Genomic DNA, 14,116 nt, shown 5'->3' on the forward strand with positions numbered 1-14,116 from the left:
GCGAGTGCTCACCCCTCCCGCAGGGCCTTGGCGAGGGTGCCCTCGCCGGTCACGGTGACGCGTCCGGCCCGGACGGCTTCGGGCAGGGTCGACTCGCCCCGGGCGACGGCCGCGCAGGTACCGGCGTCCATCACGAGCCGGGCGTCCGCCTCGTCGGGCGCGGCCCCGTCGCCGTACACCGGGCCCTCCTCGGCGCCGACGCGGAGGTGGAACTCCCCCTCTTCCAGAGCGACTTCGACGAGACCCTCGACCTCCAGGCCTCTGAGCACCGGCAGCGCGAACCAGTGGGCGCGCACGGCGTCGGTGGGCCGCCGCTCGCCCAGCTCTGCCTCGCCCCACTGCCCGAGCGCCTGCAGCACGGGGAGCAAGGCCCGGCCCCGCGCGGTGAGTTCGTACACGTAGGCCGCGCCCGGCGGGGGCAGCCGCCGCCGGGTGGTGAGGCCGTCCCGTTCCATGTCCTTCAGCCGTGAGGCGAGTACGTCCGTGCTCACGCCGGGCAGGTCCGCGTGCAGGTCCGTGTAGCGGCGGGGGCCGGCGAGCAGCTCCCGGACGATCAGCAGGGTCCAGCGGTCGCCGACGAGGTCGAGGGCGCGGGCTGCGGAGCAGTACTGGTCGTAGCTTCGGCGAGGTGACATGCGGCGCAGTCTAGACGGGTTGTTGGACTTTCCAAGCTCCCACTTGGTAAAACCAAGCAACACAAGTTTCCGGAGGGGCGCATGGAGTTCCGGCAGTCGAACAAGCTGAGCGAGGTCTGTTACGAGATCCGCGGCCCGGTGATCGAGCACGCCAACGCGCTGGAGGAGGCGGGTCACAGCGTGCTGCGCCTGAACACCGGAAACCCCGCCCTGTTCGGTTTCGAGGCGCCGGAGGAGATCCTCCAGGACATGATCCGGATGCTGCCGCAGGCGCACGGCTACACGGACTCGCGCGGCATCCTCTCCGCCCGCCGCGCGGTCGCCCAGCGCTACCAGACCCTGGGCCTCGAGGTGGACGTCGACGACGTGTTCCTCGGCAACGGCGTCTCGGAGCTGGTCTCCATGGCCGTACAGGCCCTGGTCGAGGACGGCGACGAAATCCTCATCCCCGCCCCGGACTTCCCGCTCTGGACGGCCGTCACCACCCTGGCCGGCGGCAAGGCGGTCCACTACCTGTGCGACGAACAGGCCGACTGGAACCCGGACCTGGCCGACATGGCCTCCAAGATCACGGACCGCACCAAGGCCGTCGTCATCATCAACCCGAACAACCCCACCGGAGCGGTGTACCCCAAGGAGGTCGTGGAGGGCATCCTCGACCTGGCCCGCCGGCACGGCCTGATGGTCTTCGCCGACGAGATCTACGACCAGATCCTCTACGACGACGCCGTCCACCACTCGGCCGCCTCCCTCGCCCCCGACCTGGTGGTCCTCACCTTCTGCGGCCTGTCGAAGACCTACCGGGTGGCGGGCTTCCGCTCCGGCTGGCTCGTGGTCACCGGCCCCCGGCAGCACGCGAAGGACTATCTGGAGGGCCTGACCATGCTGGCCTCCATGCGGCTGTGCGCCAACGCGCCGGCACAGTACGCGATCCAGGCCGCGCTCGGTGGCCGCCAGTCCATCCGCGAACTCGCCGCTCCCGGCGGGCGGCTGTACGAACAGCGCAACGTGGCCTGGGAGAAGCTGAACGAGATCCCCGGGGTGTCCTGCGTGAAGCCCAAGGGCGCGCTGTACGCCTTCCCGCGCCTCGACCCCAAGGTGCACCGGATCCACGACGACGAGAGGTTCGTCCTGGACCTGCTGCTGCGCGAGAAGATCCAGGTCGTCCAGGGCACGGGCTTCAACTGGCCCGCCCCCGACCACTTCCGCATCCTCACGCTGCCCCACGCTGACGACCTGGAGGCGGCGATCGGGCGGATCGGGCGGTTCCTCGGCGGGTACCGGCAGTGACCGGGAGGCCCGCGCCGGGCCGCCGTCCGCACGGCCGGCGGCCCTGAAGGCCTCACTCCGCGAGCCGGTCCAGTTCCCCGGCGACGGCCGCACGCAGGGCGTCGTGGCGCGGACCGAGGGCATGCCGGCCGTCCCGCCACGTCTCCTCCGGGTACAGCCACACCGGAAGGCCCACGAGATCGGCCGGCTCCCACTCGTACCGGGGCCACACGTGCGCGTGCAGGAATCCGTCGGTGTTGCCGAGGATCTCCAGGTTCACCCGCCGGAAACCCGGATCCAGCCGCCGGCAGGCACGCTCGACGGCCTCGCCGAGGCGGTCCATGCCGTCCAGGAAGCTGAGGCGTCGCGCCTTCGGCAGGTCCGACAGCCGCCCCACGGCGGGGTCGTCCGCCAGCAGCACCGAGTACCCGGGCAGGAACTGGATGTCCCCGATCACCGCGAACCCGGCGTCCAGTCGCCGCAGCACCGTGGGATTCTCCCCCCGCAGCGCGCTGCCGATCCGGTCCTTGCGCCAATCTTCAGTCATGACCTGGGACTTTAGCGGTCCGCGTGCCGCCCGGAGCGGGCGGCCGCCGCGGGGAGGGTCGAGGGGTGGTCCGGTGGCGAGGACGGGATCGGCGGTGGGCCCTCCGGCGGTCGCGGGAGCGGTGGACTGCCACCGTGTCCCCCGAACGGGTGCGGGCCCCAGCCCCGGTCGTCCGTGGCCTGACGGGTTGGAGGCCCTGCGTCGGGACCCGCGGCCCGGCTCGGGTGGGTTCGTGGCTTCCTCTTCCGTGCGGGTGCGGTGCCGCCGTGCGGAGCGGCCGTCTGGCCCAGTCCGCCCTGCGGGTGGCCTCCGGGCTGTGCCACCGTGCTGGGAGGCGAGCGGGAAGGGCGCTGACGTGGGTGACCTCTTTCTCGTCCGGCACGGTGAGACCGAGTGGTCGCGGTCCGGACGGCACACCGGCTGGACCGACGTACCCCTCACCGAGCACGGGCGGGAGGAGGCGCGCCGGCTGGTGCCGCTGATCCGCTCGCACCGGATCGGCGCCGCCTTCGTCAGCCCCCTGCAGCGTGCCCGGGAGACCGCCGAACTCATCGGCGTCCATGACGCGCGGGTCGACGCCGACCTGCACGAATGGGACTACGGCGGGTACGAGGGCGTGACCACCGTCGAGATCCGGCGCACCCGGCCCGGCTGGTTCCTGTTCACGGACGGGGTCGCCCCGGGCCCGCCCGAGCACCCCGGGGAGAGCCCGGAACAGGTCGGGGAACGCGCCGACCGGATGCTCGGCAAGGTGGACGCGGCGCTCGCCAACACCGAGGGAGTCGTCGTCCTGATCGCCCACGGCCACTTCCTGCGCGTCCTCACCGCCCGCCGCCTCGGACTTCCCCCACGGCACGGAGCCCTGTTCCAGCTGGCGACCGGCACACTGTGCCGCCTCGGCACCGAACACGGACGCCCGGTGGTGGCGGGCTGGAACATCCGCCCGGCCGATTGATCCCACCGACAGGGCTCGGCCCGCTCACCCGACCCGCACCGCAGCCCGGCCCGAACCCCGGCCCGAACCCGTTGTCAGACCCCGGTCGTACGCTTCGAATGGGCCGCTCGTCCGGCGGCTTCCCAGGGCTCGGGGTGCTGGAGGGAGGATGTCGTGGCCCCAACACCGACCACCGCGCAGCGGCGGGTGATCGAGGGTGCCGATCCGGTCACCGGCCGGCTGCGCGGGACGGAGGCGCAACTGGCCGCGCTGGTCAAGCGGGGGCTCGCCTTCCGCCATCCGCGGCCGCCGCACGACCACTTCCTCACTCCGGCGGGGCACCGCATACGGGAGGCGGTGCCCGAGCCACCGGAGGAGGAACCGGCTCCGTCCGCCGGGGTGTTCGCGGCGCGCGTGGGCGGGGAGGAGGAGCCACCCGCGTCCGGCCCGGCCCGGCTCCGGGAGGTCCACAGCGCCTGGCAGGGGCTGCTCGAGCTGCGCCGGATGACCAACCCCGGCGGTGCCACCGACCGCCCGTGCGGCTGGGAGCGGACGCATCTGGTGCGGGCCGCGGCGCTCGCCCTGGAGGCGGCCGGGCACCGGCCGGCGGGTCCGGCCGGCGACGAGGGGTACCGGGTGCGCGCGACCCCGCAGCCGGAGGCGGTCGCCGTGCACGCGCCGGCCGAGGAGACCCTGCGGGCGTGTGCGGCCACGCTGGAGCGGGCGGGCTGGCAGGCCGGCGAGTACACCGAGCCGTGCACGAGAGTGCGCTATCTGCTGGCCTCCCCGCGCCGGGTGTGAACGGCGTGTCAGGATCAGGGGGATCAGTGCGTCGTACACGAGAAGGGGAGATCGTGAGCGAACCGTTTTCCGTGCGCGTGACCGTCCGCGGCTACGAGACCGATGTACAGGGACATCTGAACCAGGCGGTGTATCTCAACTACGCGGAGCACGCCCGCTGGTCGCTGCTCCAGGCCGCCGGGGTGAGCCAGGTCCGGCTCGTCGGCGGTGGCGTGGGCCCGGTGGCGCTGGAGACGACGATCCGCTACCGGCGCGAGCTGCTCGCCGGTGACGAGGTCGACGTGACCTGCGAGTTCGAGTGGGGCGGCGGCAAGACCTTCCGGATCGTGCAGGAGGTGCGCAAGACCGACGGCACGGTCGCCGCCGAGATCACCGCGGTGGGCGGCCTGCTGGACCTGAAGGAGCGCAAGCTGATCGCCGATCCCCGCGAGGTGTTCAAGGAACTGGCGACGGACCTGGGCCTCTTCGGCCTGTAGCCGCCGTCAAGCATCGCGCGGCCCGCGCCCCGCCTACGTGTCGAGCGACTCGGGCCGGTGCTCGGTGTCGTAGGCCGCGCGCGCCTCGGCGATGTACACCCGGTTGTGCTCGGCCCAGTCGGTCAGCCGCTGCAGCGTCTCGTGCAACTCGCGGGCGACCGGCGTGAGTTCGTACTCCACCTTCGGCGGCACCGTCGGATACACGGTGCGCTTCACCAGGCCGTCGCGCTCCAGGTTGCGCAGGGTCAGCGTGAGCATGCGGCGGCTGATGCCCTCGATGCCGCGCTCCAGCTCCGTGAAGCGGATGGGCCCGTGGGCGGCCGCCACCAGGATCTGCACGCTCCATTTGCCGGCCACCCTGTCAAGAACTTCGCGGATGGGGCACGCGTGCGCGTTCACTGCCTGGACGGTAACACCGGTGTTCCTCTGGGACATCCGACTGCCTCCTTACGCCCGACCTCCATGGTCACCCACGATGAGCCCCGTTACAAGTCGTGCACCAAGGTGCGTAGGAAGAACGGGGAGCCATGTCGGCCGCGATCGAGAACAGCCCGTCACCGGCAACGGTGGCACCTTCACGAACGTACTCCCGCTGGACGTCCCTCGCCGTCCTGTGCGCGGGCACGCTGATGACGGTGCTGGACGGCAACATCGTCACCGTGGCGATGCCCGCCATCCAGAGCGACCTCGGCTTCGGCGGGCCGGGCCTCGCCTGGGTCGTCAACGCGTATCTGATCGCCTTCGGCGGGCTGCTCCTGCTGGTGGGGCGGCTCGGGGACCTGGTGGGCCGCAAGCGGATGTTCACCTCGGGGCTCGCCGTGTTCACCGCGGCCTCCGTGCTGTGCGGGACGGCGACCGGGCAGGGCCTGCTGATCGCGGCGCGGGCGCTGCAGGGTGCCGGCGGGGCGATGGCCTCGGCCGTGGTCCTCGGCATGCTGGTCGCGCTCTTCCCCGAGCCCCGGGAACAGGCCCGTGCCATCGCGGTGTTCAGCGCGGTCGGCGCCGCCGGCGGGGCACTGGGAACCTTTCTCGGCGGCGCCCTGACCCAGGCCCTGGACTGGCACTGGATCTTCCTGATCAACCTGCCGATCGGCGTGGCCGCCTGGCTGGTGGCGGTGCGTGTCCTCACCCCCGAGCGCGGGGCCGGTCTCGGCAAGGGCGCCGACTATCCGGGGGCCGCGCTCGTCACCGGCGCGCTGATGCTCACGGTGTACGTCATCGTCGGCGCCGGGAACCGGTCCCTGACCCTCACCCTGCTGCTCGCCGCCCTGGCGCTCGGCCTGTTCGCGGCGTTCACCCTGCACCAGGCCTGGGCGGCACACCCGCTGCTGCGTCTGCGTCTGTTCCGCTCCCGGTTGCTGACCGGCGCGAACGCCGTCCAGGTGCTGATGATCGGCACGATGTACGGCTTCCAGTTCATCGGCGCGCTGTACCTGCAACGTGTTCTCGGCTACGGCGAGTTGGCGACCGGTACCGCCTTCCTGCCCGCGCCGGTCGCGATCGGTCTGCTGATGCTCGGCCTGTCCGCGCGCACCGTCGCCCGGTTCGGCGGCTACCGGGTGCTGCTCGCCGGGCTGGTCCTGATCGTCGCCGGGATGGCTCTGCTCGGCCACGCACCGGCCGACGGCTCGTACGCCGCCGACGTCCTGCCCCCGCTGCTGCTCCTGTCCACCGGGTTCGCCGCGGCCATGCCCGCGCTGACCGGGCTCGCCATGTCCGGGGCACGGGAGGAGGACGCGGGGCTGGCCTCCGGGCTGTTCAACACCACGCAGGTGGTGGGGGGTTCGCTGGGCCTGGCCGCCCTGTCCACCCTCGCGGCGAGCCGCACCGACTCGCTGCTCACCGACGGCGCGGAGCTGCTCCCGGCCACGGCGGAGGGATACCGGCTGGCGTTCCGGGTGGGGACGGGAATGGCACTGGCGGCCCTGACGCTGGCGGGGACGGTGCTGCGGCCTCGGGTGAAGTGAGGCCGCCGACCGCCACCGCGCCCCCGCGGTCCAGCCCGCTCACTCCCCCATGAACGCCCCCCTGTTGTCCTCGGCCCACTCCCGGTACGTCCGGGCCGGCCTTCCCAGCAGTCCTGGTACGTCCTCCGTGACCACCGCGTTGCCGCCCGCGCGTACGAAGGCCGTGCCGGTCAGGATGCCCTCCGCCTGGGCCTCGTCGAAGCCCCAGGCGGTGAGCAGGTGGTCGCGCGTCTCCTCCGGCGAGAGGTCCCGGGTGGTGACCGGGCGGCCGAGGACCGAAGCGAGTTCGGCGGCCTGGGCGGGGACGCTGATCGCCGCGGGACCGGTCAGTGTGTACGTCCGCCCCGCGTGCCCGCCGTCCAGCAGGGCCCGTACCGCAGCCTCGGCCACGTCGCGCGGGTCGATCACACCTGACGTCCCGTCGCCGGTCATGTTGGGCACGGGCTCGCCCCTCCCGATCGCCTGCGCCCAGCCGAGCGTGTTCGAGGCGAACGACGACGGCCGCAGGATCGTCCACTCGGCCCCGCTCTCCCGCACGGCACGCTCACCGGCGACGTGCCAGGCGCCGGACGGGCCGACTTCCGGACCGCCGGTCCCGATGGCGGAGAGCTTCACCAGCCGGTGCGCACCCGCCGCACGCGCCGCCGACACGAGAGCCGAGTCGTGCCCCTCGTCCGGGCCGGGCGGACGGAGCAGGAACACGGCCGTCACCCCGCCCATCGCGCCCTCCAGGGAGCCCGGGTCGAGGTAGTCCCCGCGCGCCACCTCCACCCCCGAGGGCACCCGGGCCTTCGCCGGGTCGCGGGTCAGGGCGCGCACCTTCGTGCCGCGCTCCGCGAGCTGTCGTACCACGTCGCTGCCGATGGTGCCCGTGGCACCCGTCACCAGAATCATGGGGTCCACCGTGCGCCGTAGGAGGCACCGGTCTCTTGGAAATTCCGGCACGGTTCGCCCGCCCGGAAGGCCGTGCGCCGCCCTTACGGTGGAGGGGTGCCGAACGCCATGGCCGAGCAGGCCCTGACCACGCCCGAGGCCCTGCGCCCCTGGTTCGCCGGGGTGCGGGCAGTAACTCTCGCCGACCCGCCCGAGGATGCCTTCGTCCACCTTCCCGACGCGCTCACCCAGGTGGTGCTCCGGGTGCGGCCGGGCGGACGGCGCGACGTGCTGGCCGTCGGGGCACGGGTGCGAGCCTCGTACCACGAGGGCAAGGCCCACGTGTCCTGTGTGGAGCTGCGGCTCGCGCCCGGCACGGCCCGTCCCCTGCTGGGCGTCCCGGCCGCCGACCTGGTCGGCAGGGTCGTACCGCTGGAGCAGCTGCCGGGCGAGACGGCGCGGCGGCTCGCGGACGAGTTGCGGTGGCTGGACCCGCTCGAGGCGGTACCGCACCTCGCCGAGGCGCTGCCCGAGGTGCTGTCCGCCGCCGCGGACCCCGCCCGCACGGCGCTCGTGCGGGCAGGGGTGGACGCGCTGTCGGTCCGGACGGACCGGGTGCCCGCGCACGTCCGTGACGTGGCTCGTGAACTCGCCGTAAGCGAGCGCCAGTTGCGCAACCTGTTCGCGGAGGGCGTCGGCGTCTCACCCAAGCACTACGCCCGCATCCACCGCGTGCGCACCGTCATCACCCGGGCCACGAGCGCGCCCTGGTCCCAACTCGCCGCCGCCACCGGCTACTACGACCAGTCGCACATGACGTCCGACTTCCGCGCCCTGATGGGCGTCCCGCCCCGCTCCTACTTCACCGGCCGGCTGCCCGCCGCCGGCCCGTGCCAGGCGGCGTTCCGCGCCTGACCCGCGGACGGCGCGGGAGACGGGCAGTCGGCACGGGATCCCGAGCCGGAGCCTCCGTTTCCGCTTACCCTCGACGTATGGGGTGATCATCCAGGAAAAGGGACACCATGGACCTCCAGCTCAAGGACAAGGTCGCCGTCGTCACCGGGGCCAGCAAGGGGATCGGCCTCGCCATCGCCGACGCGTTCGCCCGGGAGGGCGCACACGTCGTCGCCGGCAGCCGGAGCGTCACTCCGGAACTCCAAGCGCTCCAGGAGAACCACGGCGTCGTCGCGGTCCCGGTCGACCTGTCCACCGCGGACGGGCCGGACACGCTCGTCCGGCGCGCGGTGGAGCAGTGCGGCAGGGTCGACATCCTGGTCAACAACCTGGGCACCGCGACGTCCCGTCCGAGCTTCCTGGACATCGACGACGCCGAGTGGCAGCGGATCTTCGACCTGACCCTGTTCAGCGCGGTCCGCACCAGCCGCGCGGCACTGCCTCGTCTGCTGGACGCGGACGGAGGTTGCATCATCAACATCAGCTCCATCAACGCGCGTCTGCCCTTCCCCATGGTGGTGGACTACTCCGCGGCCAAGGCCGGGCTGACCAGCCTGACCAAGTCGCTGTCCGAGGAGTTCGCACCGCGAGGCGTACGGGTCAACGCGATCGCCCCGGGACCGGTCCGCACCCCCTTCTGGACCGCTCCGGGAGGCTTCGCCGACGCCACGGCGGCCCAGGCCGGCACCACGGCGCAGGAGGCCATCGACGTGGTCGTACCGCAGAGCATGGGCATCTCCACCGGTCGGGTCACCGAGGCCCGCGAAGTCGCCGACCTGGCTCTCTTCCTCGCCTCGCCACTCGCCGGCAACATCACGGGAGCCGAGTTCACCATCGACGGTGGCCAGGTCAAGACGGTGTGAGCCTCCCCTGCCTCAGGGCGTGGCCGGGTCCCGGTGGGTCGGCACCGGGACCTGGTTGAAGCCGTAGTAGAGGGCGAGCAGGCCGTGGGCGACCAGGGTCAGGGGCGCGGAGACGAAGGCCAGACCCACCGTCAGCGGGTAGCCGAGCGAGCCCAGCGCGAAGCGCGCCCGGGTGGCCCGGGCCGCGGGGACGTCCACCCGGGAGTCGAAGAGGTGGCCGGTGCGGGTGAGGTGCCACCACAGGGCCTGGAAGGTGAGTGCCATCGCGACCATGACCAGGCTGTACACGGCGGCGGCCACGTGCGAGGCCCGGTCCTCGCGCAGGTACTCCGCGAGCATCGCCGTCGGCCAGGGCACCGCGGCCACGACCATCAGCACCAGCAGGTTCAGGAACACCAGCGTCCGGTCGACCCGGGCGACGTAGCCGAACACCTGGTGGTGGTTGACCCACATGATGCCGATGACCAGGAAGCTCACCACATAGGCGGCGTACGACGGCCACTGCGCGCCGAGCGCCTGCCACAGGTCGCCCTCCTCGCCCACCTTCGGCACCTTGATGTCCAGGATGAGCAGGGTGATGGCGATGGCGAACACCCCGTCGCTGAAGGCCTCCACGCGGCCGGACTCGTTCATGCGGCCAAGCCTGCCGTACCCGGGGGCGCCGGGTACGGCAGGTGTCAGAACCCGGCGCCCGGGTTCAGTGGGCCGGTGCGAGTTCCTCGCCCGACTCCATGGGGTGGGTGACGTCCTCGGCCTCGTGGTCCCTGCCCAGGTGGTTGAAGACCAGGTTGAGCAGGACCGCCGTGACGCAGCCGGTGGAGATGCCGGAGTCGAGGACGATCTTCGCGGTGTCCGGGAAGGCGTGGTAGAACTCCGGCGCGGTGATCGGGATGATGCCGACCGCGAGGGAGACGGCCACGATCAGGACGTTGTTGTCCTTCTCCAGGCCGGCCCGGACCAGGGTCTGGATGCCGCTCGCGGCGACCGAGCCGAAGAGGACCACTCCGGCGCCGCCGAGGACCGGGCGGGGTACGACCGCGATGAGCGAGGCGGCCATCGGGCACAGGCCCATCAGGACCAGGAACCCGCCGCCGAAGGCGACGACGAAGCGGCTGCGGATGCGGGTCATCGCCACGAGGCCGATGTTCTGCGCGAAGGCGCTGCACATGAAGCCGTTGAAGAGGGGGCTGAGGGCGGAGCCGAGGGTGTCGGCGCGCAGACCGGCGGCGATGGTCCGCTCGTCGGCCGGGCGTTCGACGATCTCGCCCAACGCCAGCATGTCGGCGGTGGATTCGGTCATCGAGACCACCATCACCACGCACATCGACAGGATCGCCGCGATGTGGAACTGCGGGGCGCCGAAGTGGAACGGGGCCGGGAAGCCGATCAGTTTCGCGTCCGCCACGGGGGCGAAGTCCGTGACGCCGAACGGGATCGCGATCAGCGTGCCGGCGATCAGGCCGAGCAGGACCGCGATCTGCTTGACGAAGCCGCGCGTGAACCGGCGCAGCAGCAGGACGATCAGCAGGGTGACGCCGGCCAGGGTGAGGTTGGTGGTCGAACCGTAGTCGTGCGCGGCGGGGTTGGGGCCCTGCGCCCAGTTGAAGGCGACCGGAAGGAGGGAGACGCCTATCAGGGTGATGACCGTACCGGTGACGACCGGCGGGAAGAAGCGGACCGCCTTGCAGAAGACGGGGGCCGCGAGGAAGCCCAGGAGGCCGGCGACGATGACCGCGCCGAAGATCATCGGCAGGGCGTCGGCCTTGTCCTCGGCGGAGGCGACGATCGCCGTCATCGGGGCGACCCCGGCGAACGTGACGCCGTTGACGAAGGGCAGGCGGGCGCCGATCTTCCAGATGCCGAGGGTCTGCAGGAAGGTCGCGAGGCCCGCGGTGAACAGGCACGCTCCGGTGAGGAAGGTGAGGTCGGTGCCGGACAGGCCTGCGGCCGCTCCGACGATCAGGGGTGGGGCGACGACTCCCGCGTACATGGCGGCCACGTGCTGCAGGCCGCTGGTCGCCATCTTCAGGGCGGGGAGTTTCTCGTCCACGGGGTGGACGAGCTTGTCGTCTACGGGGTGGGCGGACACGGCGGCTCCTCCGGTCGGTTATACACGTCGGCTCTGACGTGGGTTTCAGGGAGGTGGTGCGCGGCGGTCGTGCGGGACCGGGGACCCAGTTCCAGGAGCGGAAGCGGAGGTGGGTCGGGGAACGGTGACCGTTCCGGGGCGCGCGCCTTCACGCGCGCCCCGGAGACGGCCGCCATGGACCCCGCTCGGGTCCACGGCTGCCGGCCGGGAGCCGTCCCTCCCGGCCGGAGTCCAGCTCCGGCTCAGCCCTGGGCGGCGATCCGCGCCAGGCGCTGGGCCTCGTCCCGCGTGGAGCGGGCGATGGCGTCCTCGTCGACGGTCAGCAGGCGGCCGTCCTCGACGATCTGACGTCCGTCGACGAAGGAGGCGGTGACCGGGGCCGCCGCACCGAAGACCAGGGCGGTCACCGGGTCGGCGATGGAGGCGTGGGCGAGGGTGTCCAGCTTCCACAGCACCAGGTCGGCCAGCTTGCCGGCCTCCAGCGAGCCGGTCTCGGCCGCGCGGCCGAGGACCTGGGCGCCGCCGTGGGTGCCGAGGCGCAGCGCCTGCCGGGCGTTCAGCGCGGCCTCCCGGTGCGCGCCGAGGCGGTTGATCAGCAGGGCGTTGCGCAGCTCGGTGTGGAGTTCGCCGGACTCGTTGGACGCGGTGCCGTCGACGCCGAGGCCGACCGGGACACCGGCGCGGAGCATGTCGGGGACGCGGGCGATGCCGGCCGCGAGGCGGGCGTTGGAAGAGGGGCAGTGGGCGACACCGGTCTTCGTCCGGCCGAAGGCGGCGATGTCGGAGTCGTTCATGTGGACGCAGTGCGCCATCCACACGTCCTCGCCCAGCCAGCCGGTGGACTCGAAGTAGTCGGTCGGGCCCATGCCGAACAGCTCGTGGCAGAACTTCTCCTCCTCCACGGTCTCGGAACCGTGGGTGTGCAGCCGTACCCCGAGGCGGCGGGCCAGCTCGGCGCCCTGCTTGAGGAGTTCGGTGGAGACGGAGAAGGGGGAGCAGGGGGCGACGGCGACCTGGGTCATCGCGTCGAAGGAGGCGTCGTGGTGCTCCTTGACGGTGGCCTCGGTCGCGGTGAGGGCGCCCTCCAGGGTCTCGACGGCGAAGTCCGGGGGCAGGCCGCCGTCCTTCTCGCTGCGGTCCATGGAACCGCGGGCGAGGGTGAAGCGGACGCCCGTCTCGCGGGCGGCGCGGATGATCGCGCCGGACAGGTCGCCGGAGCCCTGCGGGTAGACGTAGTGGTGGTCCATGGCGGTGGTGACGCCGCCGCGGGCCATCATGGCCAGCGATCCCTGGGCCGCCGAGTAGGCCATCTGCTCGTCGATGCGCGCCCAGGTCGGGTAGAGCGCGACCAGCCAGTTGAAGAGGTTGTGGTCCGTGGCCAGGCCCCGGGTGATCCACTGGTAGAAGTGGTGGTGGGTGTTGATCAGGCCGGGGGTCACGAGGTGCCCGGTGGCGTCGATACGGCGTACGACGTTCTCCAGGCCCTCGGGGGCCTTGCCCGCGCCGACCGCCTCGATACGGTTGCCGGCGATGACCAGGTACCCGGAGGCGTACTCGGTGTCCTCGGCGTCGACGGTCGCGATCGAACAGTTCTCGATGACGATGCGCTGGGCTGCTGCCATGACTTCGTCCTTTTCACTCAGTGGACTCTTGAGAGAGGGCACGGCAGGACCCTAGGAGTTTGAGTGCCGTGACCGGGGATCCGCAGGAGGCGTGTCCCCCGGTCACGGGTGCCGAAAAAAGGGAGTGGATCAGAGGTTGGTGAGGTCCACCGGGATCTTCGGCTCGCAGCCGTCGCGCAGGATGGTCGCCTCGATCAGGCCGTAGGGCCGGTCGGCGGCGAAGTAGACAGCTCCATCGGCGGTGTCGTTCTTCAGCCCGAAGGGCTCCAGGTCGACCAGGAAGTGGTGCTTGTTCGGCAGCGAGAAGCGGACCTCGTCGATCTCGCTGCGGTTGTTGATGATGCGCGCGCCCATCTGGTACAGCGTCTGCTGCAGCGAGAGGGAGTAGGTCTCGGCGAAGGCCTGGAGCATGTGCTTCTTGACCTGCTCGTAGGACTTCTCCCAGTTGGGCGTCTTCTGCTCGTCGTCGGTCCAGTTGAACCGCCAGCGGCCGGAGACCGAGGTGGCCAGGATGCGGTCGTAGGCCTCCTGGAGCGTCGTGTACTTGTCCTTGACGTAGCCCCAGAACTCGGAGTTGGTCGAGTTCATCACCGTCAGGTCCTTCAGACCGGAGATGACCTCCCACTTCTCACCGTCGTAGGTGATCTGGGTGAGGCGGGTCTCCTGGCCCTTCTTCACGAACGAGTGCTTGACCTCGTCCGCGCCGATGAACTTGGAGTTGGCGTCGGAGGTCGCGATCCGCTCCCAGGCGTACTCCTCGATCCGGATCCGCGCGGTCCTGATCGGCTCCTGCGAGGTGACGAAGTGCCGGGCGAGGTGGATGCCGAACTGCTCGGCGGACTCGATGCCGTGCTCCTTGGCGAACGCGAACACCGTGTTCTTGGTGGTGTCGGTCGGCAGGACGTTGGCGTTGGAGCCGGAGTAGTGGACCTCTTCCATGTCGCCGCTCAGCGCCACGGATACGTTGAGGTCCTTGATGTGGTGGGTGGCGCCGTCCCGCGTGATCTTTACGACTCGGTTCTCGGCCTTGCCGTACTGGTTCTGTCCCAGGATCACAGGGCGGGCGGGCCGGGAAATGTCAGTCAT

General features: G+C 71.6%; 15 protein-coding genes. 7 read left to right on the top strand and 8 right to left on the bottom strand.

What is annotated here, in order from left to right; translation table 11 throughout:
- Positions 1-8: 8 nt before the first annotated feature.
- Positions 9-635 (bottom strand): winged helix-turn-helix transcriptional regulator, encoded by a 627-nt coding sequence (locus AC07CM_RS01735; protein WP_478874310.1) that lies wholly within the window; start codon positions 633-635, stop codon positions 9-11.
- 81 nt (positions 636-716) lie between these two features.
- On the opposite strand from AC07CM_RS01735, the gene AC07CM_RS01740 reads away from it, so the two are divergent.
- Positions 717-1,925: a pyridoxal phosphate-dependent aminotransferase gene (locus AC07CM_RS01740; RefSeq protein ID WP_478874311.1), complete on the top strand. Its 1,209-nt coding sequence runs from the start codon at positions 717-719 to the stop codon at positions 1,923-1,925.
- A 52-nt stretch (positions 1,926-1,977) separates the two neighbouring features.
- On the opposite strand, the gene AC07CM_RS01745 is transcribed toward AC07CM_RS01740, so the two are convergent.
- Complete coding sequence (locus AC07CM_RS01745; RefSeq protein WP_478874312.1) at positions 1,978-2,451, bottom strand: HIT family protein; 474 nt, start codon at positions 2,449-2,451, stop codon at positions 1,978-1,980.
- Between the two features lie 355 nt (positions 2,452-2,806).
- Here AC07CM_RS01745 and AC07CM_RS01750 point away from each other — a divergent pair, with 355 nt between their 5' ends.
- From AC07CM_RS01750 to AC07CM_RS01760, 3 genes are all read left to right on the top strand, one after another.
- Entirely contained in the window at positions 2,807-3,406 is a 600-nt protein-coding gene (locus AC07CM_RS01750) for a histidine phosphatase family protein (protein ID WP_478874313.1), read from the top strand.
- Positions 3,407-3,559: 153 nt separating this feature from the next.
- On the top strand, positions 3,560-4,186 hold the full coding sequence (locus AC07CM_RS01755; RefSeq protein WP_478874314.1) for a hypothetical protein: 627 nt from the start codon (positions 3,560-3,562) through the stop codon (positions 4,184-4,186).
- Positions 4,187-4,239: 53 nt separating this feature from the next.
- On the top strand, positions 4,240-4,662 hold the full coding sequence (locus AC07CM_RS01760; protein WP_478874315.1) for an acyl-CoA thioesterase: 423 nt from the start codon (positions 4,240-4,242) through the stop codon (positions 4,660-4,662).
- Positions 4,663-4,695: 33 nt separating this feature from the next.
- Here AC07CM_RS01760 and AC07CM_RS01765 read toward each other — a convergent pair whose 3' ends face one another.
- Positions 4,696-5,097, bottom strand: a complete 402-nt coding sequence (locus tag AC07CM_RS01765; RefSeq protein ID WP_478874316.1) for a winged helix-turn-helix transcriptional regulator — start codon at positions 5,095-5,097, stop codon at positions 4,696-4,698.
- Positions 5,098-5,189: 92 nt separating this feature from the next.
- Between AC07CM_RS01765 and AC07CM_RS01770 the strand changes: the two genes are divergently transcribed.
- Positions 5,190-6,629: an MFS transporter gene (locus AC07CM_RS01770; RefSeq protein WP_478874317.1), complete on the top strand. Its 1,440-nt coding sequence runs from the start codon at positions 5,190-5,192 to the stop codon at positions 6,627-6,629.
- Positions 6,630-6,668: 39 nt separating this feature from the next.
- On the opposite strand, the gene AC07CM_RS01775 is transcribed toward AC07CM_RS01770, so the two are convergent.
- Positions 6,669-7,523, bottom strand: coding sequence for an SDR family oxidoreductase (locus AC07CM_RS01775; RefSeq protein ID WP_478874318.1), 855 nt, complete (start codon positions 7,521-7,523; stop codon positions 6,669-6,671).
- Between the two features lie 96 nt (positions 7,524-7,619).
- On the opposite strand from AC07CM_RS01775, the gene AC07CM_RS01780 reads away from it, so the two are divergent.
- Positions 7,620-8,417: an AraC family transcriptional regulator gene (locus tag AC07CM_RS01780; protein WP_478874319.1), complete on the top strand. Its 798-nt coding sequence runs from the start codon at positions 7,620-7,622 to the stop codon at positions 8,415-8,417.
- Between the two features lie 107 nt (positions 8,418-8,524).
- Positions 8,525-9,319, top strand: coding sequence for an SDR family NAD(P)-dependent oxidoreductase (locus AC07CM_RS01785; protein WP_478874320.1), 795 nt, complete (start codon positions 8,525-8,527; stop codon positions 9,317-9,319).
- Positions 9,320-9,331: 12 nt separating this feature from the next.
- Here AC07CM_RS01785 and AC07CM_RS01790 read toward each other — a convergent pair whose 3' ends face one another.
- From AC07CM_RS01790 to pucL, 4 genes are all read right to left on the bottom strand, one after another.
- Positions 9,332-9,952, bottom strand: coding sequence for a TMEM175 family protein (locus AC07CM_RS01790; RefSeq protein WP_478874321.1), 621 nt, complete (start codon positions 9,950-9,952; stop codon positions 9,332-9,334).
- 64 nt (positions 9,953-10,016) lie between these two features.
- A complete protein-coding gene (locus AC07CM_RS01795; protein ID WP_478874322.1) occupies positions 10,017-11,408 on the bottom strand; it encodes a nucleobase:cation symporter-2 family protein in 1,392 nt (463 codons plus the stop codon).
- 242 nt (positions 11,409-11,650) lie between these two features.
- Entirely contained in the window at positions 11,651-13,030 is a 1,380-nt protein-coding gene (locus tag AC07CM_RS01800) for an 8-oxoguanine deaminase (RefSeq protein ID WP_478874323.1), read from the bottom strand.
- Positions 13,031-13,159: 129 nt separating this feature from the next.
- On the bottom strand, positions 13,160-14,116 hold the full coding sequence (gene pucL / locus AC07CM_RS01805; RefSeq protein WP_478874324.1) for a factor-independent urate hydroxylase: 957 nt from the start codon (positions 14,114-14,116) through the stop codon (positions 13,160-13,162).

It is taken from the genome of Streptomyces sp. NPDC044061 (assembly GCF_056434305.1).